This window comes from Mobilibacterium timonense (assembly GCF_900155555.1).
Lineage (GTDB): Bacteria > Bacillota > Clostridia > Peptostreptococcales > Anaerovoracaceae > Allobaileyella > Allobaileyella timonense.
In genome coordinates this window covers 478,210-497,447 of record NZ_FUHN01000007.1, presented here as the reverse complement: position 1 = coordinate 497,447, position 19,238 = coordinate 478,210, and the positions used below count along the sequence as shown (strand labels likewise).

15 protein-coding genes and 3 tRNA genes are annotated in these 19,238 nt (G+C 54.9%); 17 read left to right on the top strand and 1 reads right to left on the bottom strand.

Going from position 1 to position 19,238, the window contains the following annotated elements:
* Nucleotides 1–41 precede the first annotated feature (41 nt).
* The 14 genes from ftsZ (at nucleotide 42) to epsC (ending at nucleotide 13,419) form a co-directional block, all read left to right on the top strand.
* Entirely contained in the window at nucleotides 42–1,181 is a 1,140-nt protein-coding gene (gene ftsZ, locus BQ7382_RS05365; protein ID WP_077391077.1) for a cell division protein FtsZ, read from the top strand.
* A gap of 43 nt (nucleotides 1,182–1,224) precedes the next feature.
* Nucleotides 1,225–2,016 (top strand): TrmH family RNA methyltransferase, encoded by a 792-nt coding sequence (locus BQ7382_RS05360; RefSeq protein WP_077391076.1) that lies wholly within the window; start codon nucleotides 1,225–1,227, stop codon nucleotides 2,014–2,016.
* A 51-nt stretch (nucleotides 2,017–2,067) separates the two neighbouring features.
* Nucleotides 2,068–2,550 carry a cell division protein ZapA gene (locus BQ7382_RS05355; protein WP_077391075.1) on the top strand — a complete coding sequence of 161 codons (483 nt, stop codon included), beginning with the start codon at nucleotides 2,068–2,070 and terminating at the stop codon, nucleotides 2,548–2,550.
* Nucleotides 2,540–4,951: an endonuclease MutS2 gene (locus tag BQ7382_RS05350; protein ID WP_077391074.1), complete on the top strand. Its 2,412-nt coding sequence runs from the start codon at nucleotides 2,540–2,542 to the stop codon at nucleotides 4,949–4,951. The genes BQ7382_RS05355 and BQ7382_RS05350 overlap by 11 nt, the downstream gene beginning before the upstream one ends.
* Before the next feature lie 32 nt (nucleotides 4,952–4,983).
* Nucleotides 4,984–5,436: a DUF523 domain-containing protein gene (locus BQ7382_RS05345; RefSeq protein ID WP_077391073.1), complete on the top strand. Its 453-nt coding sequence runs from the start codon at nucleotides 4,984–4,986 to the stop codon at nucleotides 5,434–5,436.
* A 42-nt stretch (nucleotides 5,437–5,478) separates the two neighbouring features.
* Nucleotides 5,479–7,200, top strand: a complete 1,722-nt coding sequence (gene argS / locus BQ7382_RS05340) for an arginine--tRNA ligase (protein WP_077391072.1) — start codon at nucleotides 5,479–5,481, stop codon at nucleotides 7,198–7,200.
* An 8-nt stretch (nucleotides 7,201–7,208) separates the two neighbouring features.
* Entirely contained in the window at nucleotides 7,209–8,726 is a 1,518-nt protein-coding gene (locus tag BQ7382_RS05335) for a B12-binding domain-containing radical SAM protein (RefSeq protein WP_077391071.1), read from the top strand.
* On the top strand, nucleotides 8,727–9,824 hold the full coding sequence (locus BQ7382_RS05330) for a tetratricopeptide repeat protein (RefSeq protein WP_077391070.1): 1,098 nt from the start codon (nucleotides 8,727–8,729) through the stop codon (nucleotides 9,822–9,824).
* A 103-nt stretch (nucleotides 9,825–9,927) separates the two neighbouring features.
* A tRNA-Asn gene (locus BQ7382_RS05325) sits at nucleotides 9,928–10,002 on the top strand.
* A gap of 13 nt (nucleotides 10,003–10,015) precedes the next feature.
* Nucleotides 10,016–10,103, top strand: a tRNA-Leu gene (locus BQ7382_RS05320).
* A gap of 18 nt (nucleotides 10,104–10,121) precedes the next feature.
* Nucleotides 10,122–10,197 (top strand) — tRNA-Met (locus tag BQ7382_RS05315).
* A gap of 105 nt (nucleotides 10,198–10,302) precedes the next feature.
* A complete protein-coding gene (locus BQ7382_RS05310; RefSeq protein WP_159437234.1) occupies nucleotides 10,303–11,607 on the top strand; it encodes a chloride channel protein in 1,305 nt (434 codons plus the stop codon).
* A 2-nt stretch (nucleotides 11,608–11,609) separates the two neighbouring features.
* Nucleotides 11,610–12,527, top strand: a complete 918-nt coding sequence (locus BQ7382_RS05305) for a magnesium transporter CorA family protein (protein ID WP_077391068.1) — start codon at nucleotides 11,610–11,612, stop codon at nucleotides 12,525–12,527.
* A gap of 127 nt (nucleotides 12,528–12,654) precedes the next feature.
* Entirely contained in the window at nucleotides 12,655–13,419 is a 765-nt protein-coding gene (epsC, locus tag BQ7382_RS05300) for a serine O-acetyltransferase EpsC (RefSeq protein WP_077391236.1), read from the top strand.
* Between the two features lie 194 nt (nucleotides 13,420–13,613).
* Here the strand turns inward: epsC and BQ7382_RS05295 are convergent, their stop codons facing one another.
* Nucleotides 13,614–14,702, bottom strand: coding sequence for a M24 family metallopeptidase (locus BQ7382_RS05295; protein WP_077391067.1), 1,089 nt, complete (start codon nucleotides 14,700–14,702; stop codon nucleotides 13,614–13,616).
* 309 nt (nucleotides 14,703–15,011) lie between these two features.
* Here BQ7382_RS05295 and BQ7382_RS05290 point away from each other — a divergent pair, with 309 nt between their 5' ends.
* The 3 genes from BQ7382_RS05290 to BQ7382_RS05280 are packed head-to-tail and all read left to right on the top strand — an operon-like array spanning nucleotide 15,012 to nucleotide 19,236.
* Nucleotides 15,012–16,490: an aspartate aminotransferase family protein gene (locus BQ7382_RS05290; RefSeq protein ID WP_077391066.1), complete on the top strand. Its 1,479-nt coding sequence runs from the start codon at nucleotides 15,012–15,014 to the stop codon at nucleotides 16,488–16,490.
* A gap of 15 nt (nucleotides 16,491–16,505) precedes the next feature.
* Nucleotides 16,506–17,630 (top strand): class II aldolase/adducin family protein, encoded by a 1,125-nt coding sequence (locus tag BQ7382_RS05285; protein ID WP_077391065.1) that lies wholly within the window; start codon nucleotides 16,506–16,508, stop codon nucleotides 17,628–17,630.
* A 16-nt stretch (nucleotides 17,631–17,646) separates the two neighbouring features.
* Nucleotides 17,647–19,236, top strand: a complete 1,590-nt coding sequence (locus BQ7382_RS05280) for a xylulokinase (protein WP_077391064.1) — start codon at nucleotides 17,647–17,649, stop codon at nucleotides 19,234–19,236.
* Nucleotides 19,237–19,238: the final 2 nt, after the last annotated feature.

The window sequence follows — 19,238 nt, the reverse complement described above, 5'->3', positions numbered from 1 at the left end:
CTATATTAACATATATGTAACTACAGACTAGGAGGAGCTCTATGATGGAATTCGTTTCTGACTTTGTCGAAGACCAGGACAATGCAGCAATTATAAAGGTAGTAGGCGTAGGTGGCGGCGGATGCAACGCAGTTGATCGAATGGTCGACACAGACATGCAGGGCGTCACTTTCATAGCAGTTAATACTGATAAACAGGCTCTGGCCAAGTGCAAGGCAGAGGTGAAGATACAGATCGGTGAGAAGATCACCGGAGGCAGGGGCGCTGGAGCGAACCCTGAGATCGGACAGAGAGCAGCAGAGGAGACACTTGAGGAGATCACGAGCTATCTTCAGGATGCCGACATGGTATTCATCACGGCTGGAATGGGCGGCGGCACAGGAACAGGTGCGGCTCCTATCATCGCAAAGGCTGCCATGGACTGCGGAGCGCTGACTGTCGCCGTCGTTACAAAGCCTTTTTCCTTCGAGGGAAAGAAGCGCTGGAACAGAGCGGCAAAGGGCATTCAGTACCTGCAGAACTTTGTTGACTCCCTTGTCGTTATCCCTAATGACAAGCTGATCGACTCGAGCGAGAAGAACACAACGATGATGGAGGCCTTTGCTATGGCAGACGACGTTCTGCGCAAGGGCGTACAGGGCATCTCCGACCTCATCTCCCAGTACGGCATCGTGAACGTGGACTTTGCCGATGTCAGGACCGTCATGGAAGGCAGAGGCATCGCTCACATGGGCGTTGGTGTCGGGACCGGAGAGAACAAGATCGAGGACGCTGTCAGGAATGCGGTCGAGAGCCCGCTGCTGGAGACCAAGATCGACGGAGCCAAGTCCATCCTGCTCTACGTATCCGGCGGAATGGACCTCGGAATGCTGGACATCAGCAAGATCGCCGAGAAGGTGCAGGCAGAGGCGGATCCGGATGCCAATATCATATTCGGAGCTACGGTCAGCGAGGATATGAACGACACCGTATCCATCACCCTCATCGCTACGGATTTTACCATGGGCGGACTCGTTGACGAGATCCCTGAGAAGGCCAAGGCGAAGCCTGCAAGGAAGCCTGGAAAGCCTATCGAGACTGCGGACGGACTCCACGGAACAGAGATGGATCTTTCTTCCCTTCTGGGAAGTGAGGATCCGGATGCGTCGTCAAACTTCGACGTTCCTGATTTCCTGAAGTAGAGCTGCGGCGTTTTAGTACACGGAAACAAGAAGGAAAGTATCAATGAGCCTGAGCATACAGTCTGACAAGAACGACAGAATAAAGGAAGTGGTCAGGCTCAAGAGAAAGAAATACAGAGACCGGCAGGGGCTCTTCCTCATAGAGGGTGCCAACCTGGTGACTGAAGCGCTGCAGCAGGACTGGGAGGCCGAGTATTTTCTGGTGTCTGACGGGGGTCACATGAGTGATCTCAGGGAGATGCTGGATCGGGCCGTCCCGGAGAAGACCTTTGTGGTTCCAGAGCGGTTGATGGAAAAAGTCAGCGACGCTCAGAGCGGAGCGGGAGTCGTCGGGGTGATACGCAAGCCCGTATGGGATCTGAACCGGTTTGTAAGCTCTGGAGAAGGCCTGCGCAATGTCCTGGTGCTGGACAGGATCCAGGATCCCGGAAACTTAGGCACCATGGTAAGAACTGCGGCAGCGGCCGGATACGCCGGCATCATAGCCCTGAAGGGGACGGCTGACGTCTTTTCCCTGAAGGTCCTGAGATCCACTGCGGGAATGATCTTTCAGATCCCCTTCTTCACGGTGGATTCCGAGGATGAAGTCCTGGATGCAGTCAGGAAAAGCGGGCGGAGATTAGTGGTGACGGATCCCAGGAGAGGGGTCCCCTATTATGACGCCGACCTTAAGCGGGGCGCGGCGCTGGTCATAGGAAACGAGGGCCGGGGCATCTCTCCGGGTCTCATGGATATGGCAGATGTGAGAGTCACCATTCCGATGGCTGATGGCGTCGAGTCACTCAATGCGGGGATCTCGGCGGCGATACTTATGTATGAGGCGGTAAGAGGCTGATGGAACAGCGGCTTCGATACATGTGATATTACTTTTAGATAGGAGCAGTGTATGGAAAGAAACAGAGCAGAGGTTGTGATCTGCGGCAATACGTATGTTCTTTCGGGTGAAAAGAGCGAGGAAAAGATCAAGGAGATCGGCAAGTACGTGGATGACGAGATCCGTCATACCAGCAAGATCCTGAACAGCAATCCAAATTACAAGTGTGCCGTTCTCGCTGCGATCAACCTGGCCGAGAAGCTCATGGACAACAGCGACTTGCTGCTCAAGGTTCAGACCGAAAACCACCAGCTTGACAACGACGTAAAGCACTACATCTCATTGTGGGAGAATGCCAAGAAGCAGGTCACGGACCTCAAGGAGAAGATCGGAAACGACAATGACAAGGCCGTCCAGGACAGCGAGCGCTACAAGGCTCTCGAGGCCAAGTGCAGCGACCTGGAGAACGCATATTTCGACCTTCAGAGAGAGAACGTCAGCCTGAGAAACGAAATGAGAAATCTCCAGAAGCTGAAGGGTACTGATGAAGAGTAAGACTCTGAGACTGCTGGACTACAACAGAATAATCGAAATGCTGTCCGGAATGGCGGGCTCTGAGCTCGGCCGCAAGAGGATAGCCACACTGGATATCCACACGGATGTACGTTCAGTGAAGGAAGCCTTAACGGAAACAACGGAAGCTGTTTCCGTTATTGTGTATAAAGGGTCAATTCCGGTCGGGGAGTTCGGCGACATAAGCCAGCTCCTGTCTGCGGCCAGAAAGGGCAGGACCCTGTCCATGAGGGAGCTTCTGCAGGTGCGCAGAAGCGTCGCAGGAGCGAGGGAGGTAAAGGCCTTCCTCTCCAAAGATGTCCCTGAGATCCCGGTGATCTCGGAGATATCGGATCTTCTGGAGCCACAGCCGGGCCTGGAGTCGGAGATAAACAGGTGCATCCTTTCGGAGGATGAGATCGCCGACAATGCGTCTCCGGAACTCAAGAGGATCCGGAGAGAGATCCGCAACAAAAATGAGGCGATAAAGAGCAGATTGTACAAATACACCAGCTCCAGGACTCTCCAGAAAAATCTCCAGGATTCTATAGTCACGGTGCGGAACGGCAGATATGTGGTGCCGGTGAAGAGAGAGTACGCATCTTCGGTACCGGGCCTCGTCCACGACCAGTCGCAGAGCGGCTCAACACTTTTCATAGAGCCTCAGGAGATCGTCAACATGAACAATCAGCTGAAGGAGCTGGAGCTGGCCGAGGAGGCCGAGATCCAGAGGATCCTTCAGAAGCTGACCGATCAGGTCTCTGAGCATTTCCACGAGCTGAACAACAATCAGAATCTCCTGACGGAGCTGGATGTGATAAACGCCAAGGGCAGGTTGTCCGTAGCGATGGACGCCTGTGAGCCTGAGGTCACCGCCACAGGAGGACTCTATATCCACAGAGGAAGACACCCGCTCATCGATCCTGAAAAGGTGGTCCCTATCGATGTCTCCCTGGGCAGACCATCGGGCGACGGGGGCGCATCAAATGAGGAAGGGTACAGCACTCTGCTCATAACCGGACCTAATACCGGAGGAAAGACCGTGACTCTCAAGACCATCGGTCTTTTCATTCTCATGTCTCAGACGGGGCTCCACATCCCGTGCCTGGCGGACAGCCGTATCCCGGTGCTCCGGAACGTCTTCGCAGACATCGGAGACGAGCAGAGCATCGAGCAGAGCCTGAGCACTTTTTCTTCTCACATGAAAAACATCTCGGAGATCATCACCGAGGCCGGGCCTGACACACTGGCTCTGCTGGATGAGCTCGGTTCAGGCACCGACCCGTCAGAGGGAGCCGCGCTTGCAATATCCCTCATCGAGGAGCTGCGGGGCAAGGGCGTTATGGTTGCCGCCACCACACATTACACGGAACTTAAGAAATATGCTCTTTCGACCCCCGGTGTGGAGAACGCTTCCATGGAGTTCGACGTGGAGACCCTTTCGCCGACCTACAGGCTGAGAGTGGGACTTCCAGGCAGATCAAACGCCTTCGAGATCTCCAGGAAGCTCGGACTTAAGGAATCCGTGATCGCCAGGGCCTCGGAGCTGCTGGACGAGAACCAGCTGAACTTCGAGGATGCCGTCTCCAAAGTGGAGGCAGGCAGGGCGGAGGCCGAAGAGCAGATCGCCCAGGCGAAGAGGATCCGGGAGAGAGCGGAGGAGAAACTCCAGGAGGCCTCGAAGGAGGCCGAGGAGACCCGCCTTTCCAGGGAAAAGATCCTCGAGGATGCGCGGAGGCAGGCGGCCGCCATCATCAGGGACGCCCAGGATCAGGTGGAGGAGGTGAGCAGAGAACTCAAGGCCTCCAGAGACGCTGACAAGGGACACCGGACCGCAGCCGTTGCAGACAGCAGGCGGAAGCTCAGAGAGGCCGCGAAGAAGCAGGACTCTCATACAGCTCCGAAGAAGAGGGAAAAGGGTGCCAGGGCCGAGGACCTGAAGGTCGGCAGCCTCGTGAAAGTCATGACCCTCCAGCAGAGGGGCGAGGTGGAGACGCCTCCCGACGCAAAGGGCGATGTGACCGTCCGCATAGGTTCCCTGAAGATGAACGTGAACGCAAGGGATCTTGTTGTCCTGAAGAATGAACCTCAGGGCAACAAGGAGAGGCAGAGGCGGAAGTCCTATGCCAGGATCGCCGCCGGGAAGGCCAGGACGGTGAAGCCCGAGCTCAACGTGATCGGCAAAAACCTGGACGACGCATCCATAGAAGTGGCAAAATATATAGATGACGCTTATCTGTCGGGATTGACGACCGTAAACATCATACACGGAAGAGGTAAGGGCATCCTTCAGCAGGGCCTGAGGGATCAGCTCAGAAGAAACAAGTTTGTGAAGGGTATAAAGCCTGCTCCTTACAATCAGGGAGGAGAAGGCGTTACCGTTGTGGAGCTTAAGAAAAAGTAATTTCTGCAGTGGTGGAGAAAGGTGTGTGATCTATGTTTATCGTGAGCAGGTGCCTGATCGGCATAAATTGCAAGTACGACGGGGGCAACAACGTGAAGCCCGACGTCGTTCGTTTCTGTGAGGAGCACAGCTGTGTTTCCGTGTGCCCTGAGGCCCAGGGAGGCCTGAAATCTCCCCGCGAGCCGGCAGAGCAGGTGGATGGCCGTGTCATCGATAAGTCGGGAAAGGACGTTACCGAGTTTTTCCAGAGGGGAGCTGAAGAGGCCCTCAGGCTGGCCATGGACACAGCGGAGAGGAAGGGAGAGGTCATAGAGGGAGCTATCCTCAAGGCCTACAGCCCGTCCTGCGGCTGCGGATACATCTATGACGGGACCTTTACCGGAAGGAGAGTTTCGGGAAACGGCATTTTCACAAAGATGCTCAAGGATATGGGCATTCCCGTGGCCACCGAGAACAACTTCAAAGAGGTCTTTGTAAGAAAATAAGACACCATACAGATATAACACTTTTTGATTGGAGAGGGATTCATGATCGATTTTAAGAAGAAGATAGCGCAGGAGATCAATGATCCGTCCTTCGGACTCACCGACGAGGAGATCGCAGGACTTATTGAGATACCGGGAGACACCAGCCACGGAGATTTCGCGTTTCCGTGCTTCAGGCTGGCCAAAGTATTGAGAAAGGCACCTCCGCTCATAGCAAAGGACGTGGCAGAAAGGATCTCCGGCTCTTCTCTCTTCCAGAAAGTCGAGCCTGTAAACGCGTACGTGAACATGTTCATGAACAAGGAACTGGTGGCAGCTGATGTGGTAAATGCTGTCCTCACCCAGGGCAGGGACTACGGACGTTCGGATATCGGAAAGGGAAGGACAGTGATCGTGGAGTATTCTTCTCCTAATATCGCGAAGCCTTTCCACATCGGCCACATCAGGAGTACCGTTATCGGAAACGCCATCTACAAGCTCTATGATGAGATGGGCTATAACGTGGTGAGGATAAACCACCTGGGAGATTACGGCACGCAGTTCGGTAAGATGATCGTAGCCTACAGGCTCTGGGGAGACCCGGATGAGCTGGCTAAGGACCCGATCAAGACCCTGCTGGGGTATTACACCAGGTTCCATAGAGAGGCGGAAAAGGATCCTTCGCTCGACGACAAGGCCAGGGAGGCCTTTGCGAAGCTCGAGGCCGGCGACGAGGAGGAAGTCGCTCTGTGGCAGAAGTTCAGAGAGCTCTCCCTCAAGGAGTTCAGCAGGGTCTACGAGATGCTGGGGATCACCTTCGATTCCTATGCCGGTGAGAGCTTCTATTCAGATAAGATGCCTGCGGTCATCGAGGAGCTCAAGGAAAAGGGGCTTCTCCAGGAGTCCAGGGGCGCCCAGATCGTTGATCTGGAGTCAATGGGTATCAGCACTCCGGCGGTCATACAAAAGTCCGACGGCTCCAGTCTCTACGCAACGAGAGACATAGCGGCCGCTATCTACCGCAAAAAGACATACGACTTTTACAAGTGCATCTACGTGGTGGCATCACAGCAGAACCTCCACTTCCAGCAGTGGAAGGCAGTCCTTCAGCTAATGGGATACGACTGGCAGAAGGACTGTGTTCATGTACCATTCGGACTGGTCAGCCTGCCTGAGGGCACCATGTCCACGAGAAACGGAAGGGTCGTGTTCCTGGAGGACGTGCTGAACACCGCCGTGGAGAAGACCAGGGATATCATCGCCGAAAAGAACACCGAGGGCATAGATGTGGACCAGGTGGCAAAGCAGGTCGGCATAGGAGCCGTGATATTCCAGGAGCTTTCCAACAACAGGATCAAGGATTACGTCTTTGACTGGGACAACGTGACTAACTTCGACGGAGAGACGGGCCCGTATGTACAGTACACACACGCCAGGGCATGCAGCGTGCTGAGAAAGGCCTCCAGGGGAGACCTGGAAAAGCTGAAGGACGTGCAGGATCTGGACTTCAGGTACATAACCTCGGAAAGCGGTTATCAGCTCATCAAGGACCTGTACAGAGTGCCTGAGGTGATCATGGATGCCGGAGAGAAGTATGAGCCTTCTATCCTCACGAGACATCTGGTGGACATTGCACAGAGCTTCAACAAGTTCTATCACGACGAACACATTCTGGTCGATGACGAGAAGGAAAAACTGGCGAAGCTGGCCCTTGTCAGCGCCTCCAGGACCGTGATAGCAAACTGCCTGGGCCTCCTGGGTATCCAGGCTCCTGAAAGGATGTAATAACAGAGATGAGACTTCTTCTTACTACTATTCAGAGCGGATGCATTCACAACAAGCTCGCGCTGAAAAACATGTACAGCGCAGTCGCCGACTCTCCCGCAGATGTTTCTGTAAAGGAATATCCCGAGGAGATGACAGTGGGGGAGATGTACGACGACATAGTCCGTGGCGGATACGACCTGGTCTATTTCCACACCAACATGCGCATATCCTCCAGAATCGACAGCCTGGCGGAGCTGGTGAAAAAGGCTGTGCCGGTGGTGAACATCATAGTGGGGGGCATGGAGGTGTCCTTCGGAACGAGAAGGTACATGGAGGAGCACCCTGAGGTGGACTTCGTGTTCAGAGGCGAGGGAGAGATGATCCTCTTTTCCTTCGTGAAGACGCTCCTCACATACCAGTTCGATTTCGCCAACATCAGGGGGCTGGCCTACAGGGACAACGGGACGATATTCGTCAACGAGTTCCCGGAACCTGTGGATTTCGACAACATCCCTTTTCCATACGAAAGAGAAGAGCTCTCCAGCAGAGACGAAGTCTATTATCAGTCCTTCCGTGGGAACCCTGACCGGTGTGCCTATTCTCAGGTGCTGCCGGACAGGACGATAAGGACACTGCCGCTCGGCAGGGTGTGCTCCGAGCTGAGGTATTTTCTCATCAAGGAGGTAAAGTCTGTAACGTTCATAGAAAAGTGGTTCAACTACGACGTGGACAGGGCCTACAAGATCTGGGACTACCTGATCAGCAACGACAACGGCGTGACCACGTTCGTTTTCGATATCAACGGTGACTATCTGGACGACGAGACCATCAGGCTGCTCTCCGGAGCGAGGGAGGGGCTCTTCGAGTTCAACATGGATATCGAGAGCACCAACGCCGAGGCGCTTGATGCGGTGGGGAGAAAGGCGAACATCTATCAGCTGATGTACAACGTGAGCAAGCTTCTCCAGACAAGCAAGGTGAGGATAAATTCATATATCACCGCGGGACTGCCGTACGATACGCCGCAGCACTTCGAGAGGACGTTCAACAAGGCGTACGGCCTGGGAACGGCCACTCTCAACATCCGCATCCTTAGGCTCAGAAAGGGGACACTTCTGAGGGAGGAGGCCGACCGGTTCGGCTACGTGTACAGCACGAGGCCGCCTTACCAGGTGATCGCCAACGATTTCATGACAGCACCTGAGCTGATCAGGATCAAGGACGTGGCGAAGATCACCGGGCTTTACACCGGGACCGACGCGTTCTCCCAGTCGCTGGACCGGATCTTCCGGGATACCGGCGCAAGGCCGTACTCCTTTTTCTCGGAGCTGGCCGACTATGTGCAGCGTAACGGTCTCACGAAAAAGACCGGCCGCATGGACGATCTTTACCGCATACTGTATGCATTCGCCCAGCGGCAGTACGACAGCAGCAACGAGACTCTGCGCCTCCAGGTCCTCATGGACGTTATCCACGACGACATGGAGAAGAGCATGAGCCCGGAAGAAGTAAAGAAGTTCGACAGAAAAGGATGGGAACTGTAGATGACGGAGATCGTGAAGCTTAAGGACCTTCAGGGGGAAAAAGAGAAGTCCGTCGGACGCGGTGCTGACGGCGGCTCGGAGCCGGGCGGCAGGACTCCGAAGCAGGATGAGCCGAAGGACCGGGTGGCGAAATACCTCAGAAAGCTCAACGAGGGGACTCTCTTCGATGAGTTGAACGACGAGATGCTGGACCGCCTGGGGATGGCCGAAGTCCTGAAGGGAGTGCCCGTTCCCGTGGATGCAGGAGAAGGGCAGGAGCTGACCACCAGGACCATCGCAGTGAACATGGGCCGCGTCCTGGGGGGAGACCCGGATTTTCCATTCAGGGCACAGTATCTTGAATACATAAAGAGGATCTTCGGAGATCAGGCGGTGAAGGCCATGATTGGAGAAGGCGTAAAGAGGTCGTCTGCAGGGAATTACGAGGCGGGAGCCATGTTTTTCAGGACGGCTCTTCTCATGGACCCTCAGAACAGAGACGCACTTTATTACTATGGCAGGGCGCTTACGGATGCCTATTCACTGGAGAATGACGACGAGAATTATGTCGGATCATTCAAGGCCGAGGCGATCGATATCTTCGAGCTCCTTACCATGATCCACCAGGACTTCGATATGGGATACTACTTTCTGGGATATTCATATGCCAACCTGGGCCTGTACAAAAAAGCCCAGCTCACATGGCAGACCTTCCTGGAGCTGTCCTCGTCCCGCACGGACAAGGATGGAGAGGACATGAGGGAGGAGATCAGCGAAAGGCTTGAATCCCTCGAGGAGCCGGTGAAGATAGAGGCTGCCGTGAACGATATCCTGAGAGGGGACTTCCAGAACGGCAGAGACGTTCTGCTTGGTTACACGGAGGGACCTTACAGCCAGTGGTGGCCTCTCTGGTATTACCTGGCACAGGCCGAGACGGCTCTTGGCAGCGCCGAGGAGGCGATCCAGGACTACAAGACCGCGCTCCGGTATTCTCCGAGCAACATTCAGATCATGGAGGAGCTCATCCAGGTCTACGAGGCCGTCGGACTGAACGACAGCGCGGAGAAATACAGAAAAAAGATCGAGATCGTAAAGGATAACATGGCCGCAGAGGAGTAGCTCCGCGGCCGTGTAAAAATATTTTGCAATTATTGTAAAAAAACGTTGACACACCCCTGCTCAAAGTGTATACTAATGAAGTCGCGAAAACGGGACAGGATTTTCCGAGGTAGCTCAATGGCAGAGCAACCGGCTGTTAACCGGTAGGTTGTGGGTTCGAGCCCCACCCTCGGAGCCATTTAATTTCTTCTGCCGGAATGGCGGAATTGGCAGACGCCTGGGACTTAAAATCCCATGAGATTTTATCTCGTACCGGTTCGAGCCCGGTTTCCGGCACCAATACAGACAATTTGATATCGCGGGGTAGAGCAGTTGGTAGCTCGTCGGGCTCATAACCCGGAGGCCGGAGGTTCAAGTCCTCCCCCCGCAACCAATGATCATGACCCTGCAAGCACTGAGAAATCAAGGCTTGCAGGGTCTTTCGTTTCACCATGACCAGAAAGGATCAATGATGAGTCGATCACGCCGCACATCTTCAATGCTTCTTTTCGGATGCCTCGCCTTTGTGCTGGGTGCTTTTTCCGGCGCCTGCGTCTGGCTGGTAATAGACATCATGAGGGTAGTTATAGAGCTGCTGTGGACCAGGCTGCCGGGAATAGTTCCGGGCGGATCGACTATATGGTACAGAATGCTGGTCTGCGCTGCAGGCGGGGCTCTGATAGGGCTGTGGCACGGGAAGCATGGAGACCTGCCTGACTCCATGGAGCAGGTCCTTGGGAAGGTGAAAAGAGACGGCTATTATCCATATGATCACCTGGGCGTCGTGGCTGTATCGGCACTTCTGCCGCTCTTTTTCGGAGGTGCTGTCGGACCAGAGGCGGGCCTGTCAGGTATCATCGCGGGGCTGGTGTCCTGGGTAAACGCTACGATGAGGCGCAAGGGCTTTGAAGTAAAAGGAATGGAGGAGGCAGGCCTCGGTGCTGTGATGTGCGCTCTTTTCGGTGCGCCGCTGTTCATTTTCGCAGACGAGATCGAGTCAGCTTTCGGTATTGGTGCTGCAGGAAAAACGGATAGGATCGGCGCCGGTAGTACAGATCCTGTCGCGGAGACAGAGACAGACGTAAGGGGAAAGGGAAAAAGGCTGGTGTCAAAGAAGACCAGGTTTTTCCTTTATGCCATGAGCCTCTTCGGTGCCCTGCTGGTGATGAAGGTGTTCAATGAATTGACGGGAGAGTCGGGAGGCCTTCCGAGATTTTCCGCGGATCCCGGTCTGCACCTCGGGGAGTGGAAGTGGTTCATACCTCTGGTCCTGATCGGTGTCGTCGGCGGACTCGCCTTTAGTTCGTTTGACAGGGTATCGTCCTGGATGGCGGAGAGGATCGGAGACCGGCGTGTGATATCGGGAATAGCGGCGGGCATCATCCTGACATGTGTGAGCTGGCTGGTTCCGATGACGATGTTTTCCGGGGAAGATCAGCTTGAGGAGCTCATGAAAGGATGGACGGCCATGGGACCGGCTATCCTGCTGGCTATGGGGATCTCCAAGCTCTTCCTGACTAACGTGTGTATGAGCCTCGGGTGGCGTGGAGGAAAGATATTCCCGATCATATTCGGAGGCTCGGCCATCGGGTTTGCGGCGGCCGGGATCACGGGAGCAAGTCCTTTGTTTGCGGTGGCGGTAGTGGTGGCTGCTCTGTACGGGAACGTGAGCAAAAAGCCCCTGGTGGTAGTTGCCGTGCTCATGCTGTGTTTTCCGGTATCATACATCGTTCCAGTGGCTGCCGGCGCATATTCCGGAGCCCTGCTCACTGGAGGAAAGAAGATTTTTTCAAAGAAGGACTGAACATGTTTTACCTGATAAGAGAAAAACTGGAAAAAGTATCCTTTGATCAGCTTTTCGCCACGGACGAGCAGTTTGTGGCTGTGCTCACCACGGGCCAGTGGAACGAGATGAAGGATGAGTTCGATCTGGGGATCGATTTCGATCCGACCGCCGTATCCCCGTACATCACAGAGGCGAAGGAAAACTACGATTCCATAACCGGTGCTTTCAGCATCCCGGACAGGACCAACCTGGACAACGAGGATCTCAGGTTCACCTTTGCACTAGACGAAAAGGGGATCGTTCTGATAGACGACAGCCATCAGGTGAACAGGATCATCGAGTCCATGAGGCTGGTGAAGCGCTGGCGGTTCCCGAGCCTGGAGAGGTTCATATACGACCTGCTGGATCACTTCATCCACAACGATGCCCTGATAATGGAGACCTACGAGGACGAGCTGGACGAGATGGAGAGAAAGATCCTGAACGATGACATGGTGGCTGACGAGAAGCGGCTCAGCAAGATACGGAGCGACCTCCGGGACCTGCGCATACACTACGAGCAGCTCATCGACCTGGGAGAGTTTTTCCAGGAGAACGAAAACCATTTCTTCAAGAGCGACAACATCCGCTACTTCAAGCTCTTCACCGACAGGATCCAAAAGCTCAAGGACATGTCGGTTTCCCTCAGAGACTACACGGTCAACATCAAAGAGCTTTATGTGACCCACCTGGAAATCAGGGAGAACAGGATCATGACCATACTCACGGTCGTCACCACGCTCTTCATGCCGCTTTCTCTCATCACCAGCTGGTACGGCATGAACTTCAAGTACATGCCGGAGCTGGGATTCAGATATTCCTATCCGGTGATGATCTGCGCAAGCGCGGTGCTTCTCATCCTGGAGATCAGGTATTTTATAAAGAAAAAATGGCTTTAGTCTATCCCATTGACAAAACGAGAAATCAGAGAATATAATCATCTTAATTCCTAGGGGATTTAAGGGAATTAGGACGCCCGGGGCGGGGCGCGCGACCATTGAAGCAATAAGAAAAAGAGTGATGTATATGGGATTTTTTAAAGACTTGAACGAGAACTACGAGGTCATCAAGGAGCGTGATCCGGCCATCCATTCAAAGGCCGAGGTCCTTTTGTATCCTTATTTTCAGGCCCTCAGATCCTACAGGAGGGCTCATAAGCTCTATCTGAAGGGGCATTTCTTCTGGGCCAGGTTCATCTCCCAGAGGGCTGCAAGGAAGACTGGGATCGAGATCCATCCTGGTGCCACCATTGGAAAAGGATTTTTCATCGATCATGGTCACGGGGTCGTGATCGGAGAAACTGCGGAGATCGGAGACAACGTGAGCATGTATCACGGAGTTACTCTTGGCGGCACTGGCAAGGAGAGCGGCAAGAGGCACCCTACAGTGGGAAACAACGTGACGATCTGCGCCGGGGCGACGGTCCTCGGTCCGATCACCATAGGCGATAACGCGGTCGTGGGAGCCGAGAGCTTTGTTCTCAAGGATGTACCTGCGGATACCACCGTTGTCGGAGCTCCTGCACGGATAGTGAAGAGGCGCACAGGGGACAGCATAATATCCTACGACGAACACGGGAACATCAAGAAGATACAGGAGCACGCAGGGAACCGCACCTATGAGAGGTGTGCCGTGACCAACAAGATCGTGGAGAAGAAGGACAGGAACGGAGGAGAATGTCCCCTCAAAGGCCAGAAGCTCCACGAGGAGTGCAGCAACTGCCTGGTGAACAAGCCCGAAGAAGAGGAAAAGGGAAAGCCTGCGTGGCTCACGGACCGGAAGGCCGAGTAGGAAGTTTTTTCAACGGGGCATGGCGGTGGTGCGGTATCACTATAGCCTTGCGGGTGGAAAAGCGCGCAAAGGACATATAATAACGATGCAATAAAAGAGAGCAGCAGTCATCTCCATCTGGTGGAGAACTGCTGCTCGTTTTTATTGCCCCGCCAGCCGCGGCTCAGCCGGCGTTCTCTTTTTTCCGGAAAAACCTACAGCTCGATCAGGTCGTGAGTGAAGTCTGTCATGTTCTCGAAGCCGTCCTCGGTGATCAGGATCTGATCCTCGATCCTCACACCGCCCCAGCCAGGGATGTAAAGACCAGGCTCTATGGTGCGGACGTTGTTCACAGGGAAAGGTGTCTCGTCGGTGATGCTGTCGAAAGGTCCCTCGTGTACGAAGAGGCCGATGCCGTGACCGATGTTGTTGTACTCATATCCCTTGTAAGGAGTGCCTTCCAGAGGCTTCAGGGACTCGAGATAGATGTCCTTGCCCAGCGTTCCGGCCTTTGTGATCTTGTTGCAGGCGTCAAACATCTGCTGCACGAGCCCGTATACCGTCCGCTGCTCCTCGGTGGCCTGACCTACAACTACAGTACGGGTCATGTCTGACATGTAGCCGTTGACCTGGCATCCGAAGTCCATGAGGACGAAATCGCCGTACTGGACTGCCTTTTCGCTCGGAACTCCGTGGAGCAGGGACGTTCTGGCTCCGGAGATGAGGATGTTTCCGTAAGGCATGGTGTCGGCGCCTTCCTGTACCATGTAAAGGGACAGCATGGCAGCCAGCTCCTTTTCGGTAATGCCGACGCGGATGTCCTCGAGAAGCCTCTCCAGTGCTCTGCAGCTGATCTGGCATGCGGCTCTCTGGTATGCGATCTCCTGCGGAGTCTTTATCATTCTCATGTCTGCAATGACGCCCTGAGTAGGGATCTTTTCCACCTTGACCGTGCTGTCCATGACCATGTATGAGTCATAAGTGAAGGCGTCAGCTTCGAAGGCAACGTTCTTGCATCCGTTTTCAGAGAGCAGGTGCTGAACTGCATCGCTGACTGTCTTGCCGGGGAGCCTCCAGATGAATACTTCGCACTCAGGACACTCGATCGCCGCATCCTCTGAGTATCTGAGGTCGGTGATAAAGTATATCTTCCCCTCTTTTGTGAAAAGCAGGTGCTGTGCCCCGTCGCTGGCGGTGAAGTTCGTGACGTAGCGGACGTTCGTAGGGTTGGAGATCAGAAAAGCATCGTAGCCCTGCTGCTCCATGTACTTCAGCACTTTCTCTTCATTCGGTTTAATAGCCATTGCAATTCCTCCTTTGCAAACAACAAACCAATCCCTGTTCCAGTTATTACGGTGGCAGGTCAAAGAAAATACAGACCATCTTTTAGACCGCGGTCTATGACAATTATATATCAATATGCGCAACAGTCAACACCGGCGGAACAGATCCGTTACAGAAAGATCGAAATTCCGTGAAACTTTGTATTCATAAGGTTTATAGCGTTTAACTCATTGACTTTACACCACCGGGCGAATAGTATTGATTTAAATTGAGTGACTGCTCATTTTGGCTCATCCGAATCTGAAATAGAATATTTAAGGAGGAATGACATGGCCTATAACGGTTTTGCGATCGATGAATATCTGGATGTGGAAGAGGTCATCAGCAAGCTGGACGCCCTGAGGGACGGCCCCATCTACTCCATAAGGCCGGAATACCTGGCAGAGTACGAAGAAGAGTATTTCAACAAGAAGTGTCTTAAGTCGAAGGAGATGATCGACGAGGCGAAGACCATCATCCCGGGAGGCGTTCAGCACAACCTGGCGTTCAACTATCCTTTCCCGATAGTGATCACGAAGGCTTCCGGAGCGAAGCTGTACGACATCGACGGAAACGAGTACTACGACCTGCTGCAGGCGGGGGGACCGACAGTGCTGGGAAGCAACCCGGTGGAGGTCAGGGAGAAGGTCATCGAGCTCCTGAACACCTGCGGACCTTCCACTGGACTTTTCCACGAGTACGAGTACAAGCTGGCGAAGAAGATCAGCGACCTGGTGCCGTCGGTGGACATGTTCAGGATGCTAGGGTCCGGTACCGAGGCGGACATGGTGGCCGCCAGGATCGCGAGACTCTACACTGGTAAGAAGAACATCCTCAAGATGGGAGGCGCCTACCACGGATGGTCCGATCAGCTTGCCTACGGGATCAGGATACCAGGAACAAAGGGACTCCAGTCGAGGGGCATCCCTAATTACATCTTCAGGCACACGGACGAGTTCTTCCCGGGAGATCTTGAGGATCTGGAGCGTAAGCTCAAGAAGAACAAGCTGGATGGCGGCACTGCCGCGGTGTACATAGAGCCTATCGGGCCAGAGAGCGGAACGAGGCCTGTCACCAAGGACTTCGTCAAGGGATGCGAGTACCTGGCCCACAAGTACGGGGCGCTCCTCATCGCAGACGAGGTGGTCTCCGGCTTCAGGATCGGCCTCAGCGGGGCGCAGGGATATTACGGCATCAATCCTGACCTCACGGTATTTGGAAAAGTTATCGCAGGAGGTTATCCGGGCGCCGGCGGCATAGGCGGAAGAAGAGACGTGATGGCCCACATGGGAGCAGGGCTGGATTCCTCCGGAAAGAAGGTCAAGAAGGCCCTCTGCGGAGGCACCATGGCGGCGACTCCTATCTCCTGCGTGGCCGGATATTATACGATCTGCGAGATAGAGAGGACTCACGCGATCGAGCAGGCAGGAAGGATGGCCGACAGGCTGGTAGCCGGGATAAATAAGTCCATCGAAAAGTATCACCTGCCGTTCGTCTGCTTCAATCAGGGTTCCGTATGCCACCTGGACAACGCCGGGACCATGCACTACTTCATCGACTGGAGCAAGCCGTGGACGCTGCCTAAGGTCCTCAAGGAGACCGGCGCGCGCCAGAAGGAGATGGAGCACATGGGTGCGGCCTACATGGCAGAGGGCATCATAACGCTGGCAGGCACGAGACTGTACACCAGCGCTGCGTACGACGAAGAGATGATCGACGACGTTATCGCCAGATTCGACAGAGTCCTTTCAAAATGCGGAAAGCTGTAGACGGAGGCGGATATTATGGGATCAGATTTTACGAGACTGGATTTTAACGGCGGCATTGAGCTGCTCGATCACGACGTCATACCCAGCAGGGTGGACGACGCCAGAGAACAGGTGCTGAAGGCCTGCAGGATGCTGGTGGACCAGGGCCTGGTGGCCAGGACCTGGGGGAACGTGAGCGTCAGGATATCCGACGACCTCTTCGCCATCACCCCGAGCGGCAGGGATTACGGCACGCTTACTCCTGACCAGATCGTTGTGGTGAATGCCGCAGACGGCACGTGGTTCGGAGACATCAAGCCGTCCAGCGAGAAATTCCTTCACAGCTACATATATCTGGACCGTCCGGAGGTGAACGTGATAGTCCACACACACCAGTTCTACGCTTCTGCTGTAAGCGTGCTGGGCCTCGACGTGGAAAACACTGGCGATGTCAGCCAGGAGGCAGCGGCGGTCATGGGGGACACCGTTCCCTGCGCGGAGTACGCCATGTCCTCCACAGAGAAGCTGGCGGAAAAGGTGAGAGCCGCCTTTTCCCAGAACCCCGATGCAAAGGCGCTCCTCATGAAGAACCACGGCGCGGTATGCCTGGGAGAAGACGTGGAGTCGGCCTTCAGGTGCACGAAGCTCCTGGAGGATGTCTCGGAGGAGGTCTATTCCCAGTACTGCCTGGGAGACGTGGCCGCTCAGCAGGTGGAGGACGACAAGGTGTATTTCCTGGGAGATCCGTCCACACCGAGATGGGCGAGGAGGATCATGACCGACGATAAGAAGTGCGTCGTTGTCTCCAGAAAGCCTTACACCGTCAAGATGAGCCGTCTGGGGAAGGAAATGGGATCCTATATCGACGATCTGGCTCAGATCGGCGGAACTTCCATCAAATGCGTACTCCCGACAGGAAAGGTTTCCGAGCTAAAGGATGCCATAAGGCGACGTGATGCGGTCCTGGTGAAGGGTCGCGGTGCCATTTGCCGCGGGGCCGACCAGGACGAGGCGGAGGCTCTTGCCACCGTAATGGAAAAGGGGTGTGCCGCCGCGCATCTGGCTGAGAGTTTCGGCGGGGTCAAACCGGTGAAGCCTCAGGCTGCGCTAGCCGAGAGGACGGTCTACGTGACTAAGTATTCAAAGCTCAGAAAGAAGTGAAAGGCGTTGAGGGGAAATGTATATTCTGGCGTACGATGTTGGGACCACGGGAGTGAAGACGTGCCTGTTCTCTGTCGAAGAGGGGATAAGGCTCATGGCGAGCTCCACCAGGGGGTACGGGCTGTACACCCTTGAAAACGGGGGAGTGGAGCAGGACGCCGAAGAGTGGTGGAGCGCCATGTGCAGTGCCACCAGAGAGGTGATGGAAAAGAGCGGTGCCGATCCTGCGGAGGTCAGCGGTATCTCCTTCTGTTCTCAGATGCAGGGTCTGGTCCTGGTTGACAGGGATGGAGTTCCCGTACACAGGCCTATGAGCTACATGGATCAGAGAGGAGAAGATGAACTGAAGGCCTGCTTCGGCCGCGGTATCAAGGTAGAGGGAGCGAATGTCTTCAAGCTCCTGAAGAGCCTGAGGATCTGCAAGGCGGCTTCTCTGAGTGCGAAGGATCCGGTTTGGAAGTACAAGTGGATCGAGAGAAACGAGCCGGATAATTTCACCAGGGCTTACAAGTGGCTCGACGTGAAAGAATATCTCATCGCCAGGTGCACGGGGAACTTCATCATGACCAGGGATTCGGCCTTCGCCACGATGCTTTACGACACGAGGCCGGGGCGAGAGGGCTGGAGCAGGGAACTCTGCGACCTGTACGGGGTCAACATGGATCACCTGCCTGAAATAATCGGGTCGAGCGATCTAGCCGGCACGCTCAGAGAAGGACCGGCGGAAGAGCTGGGCCTTGCCTGCGGCACGAAGGTCTTCGGCGGAGGAGGGGATGCACCTCTCACCGCCATAGGCTCAGGTGCCATCAGGCCGGGAGAGACCCACATCTACATCGGAACCTCGGGATGGGTGTCCACGGTGGTGGACAGCCAGATACTGGACGTGTCCCACATGATCGCCTCCATAGTCGGGGCGCAGCAGGGCAGGTTCAACTACTTCGCCGAGATGGAGACTGCCGGTAAGTGCCTGGAGTGGGTGAAAAATCACCTGGCTCTGGACGAGATCGGCATTTTCCTGGAGAAGAAGGACATAACCTGCGGCTTCGAGAAGAAGTATTCCAGCCTCTACGACTACCTCATGGAGACGGTCGAGAAGGCTGAGCCCGGGGCCGGGGGCACAATCTTTACGCCGTGGCTACACGGCAACAGGTGCCCGTTCGAAGACCCGGGAGCGGCCGGGATGTTTTTCAACATAAGGCTGGAGACCGGAAAGACGGAGCTGATCCGCTCCGTAGTGGAGGGCATATGCTACCACCAGCGGTGGATGCTGGAGTGCCAGGAAAAGAAAGTGAAGGTCAGCGATATCGTCCGCTTCGTAGGAGGCGGTGCCCTGTCAGATGTGACGGGGCAGATGATGGCAGACATCACGAAGCGCAGGATCGAGATCGTGGAGGATCCGCAGAACGTGGGAGCCATAGGGGCCGCGGCTGTGGCTGCGGTGGGCCTCGGGATCATCGATGATCTGGATCAGATAAAAGGCCTCATAAGAGTAAGATCATCCTTTGATCCCGATGAGAAAAAGGCCGGTGCATATGACAGGAATTACAGCGTTTTCAAGAGGCTGTACGAGTCGAACAAGGACAACTTCAGGACCATGAACAGCTGACC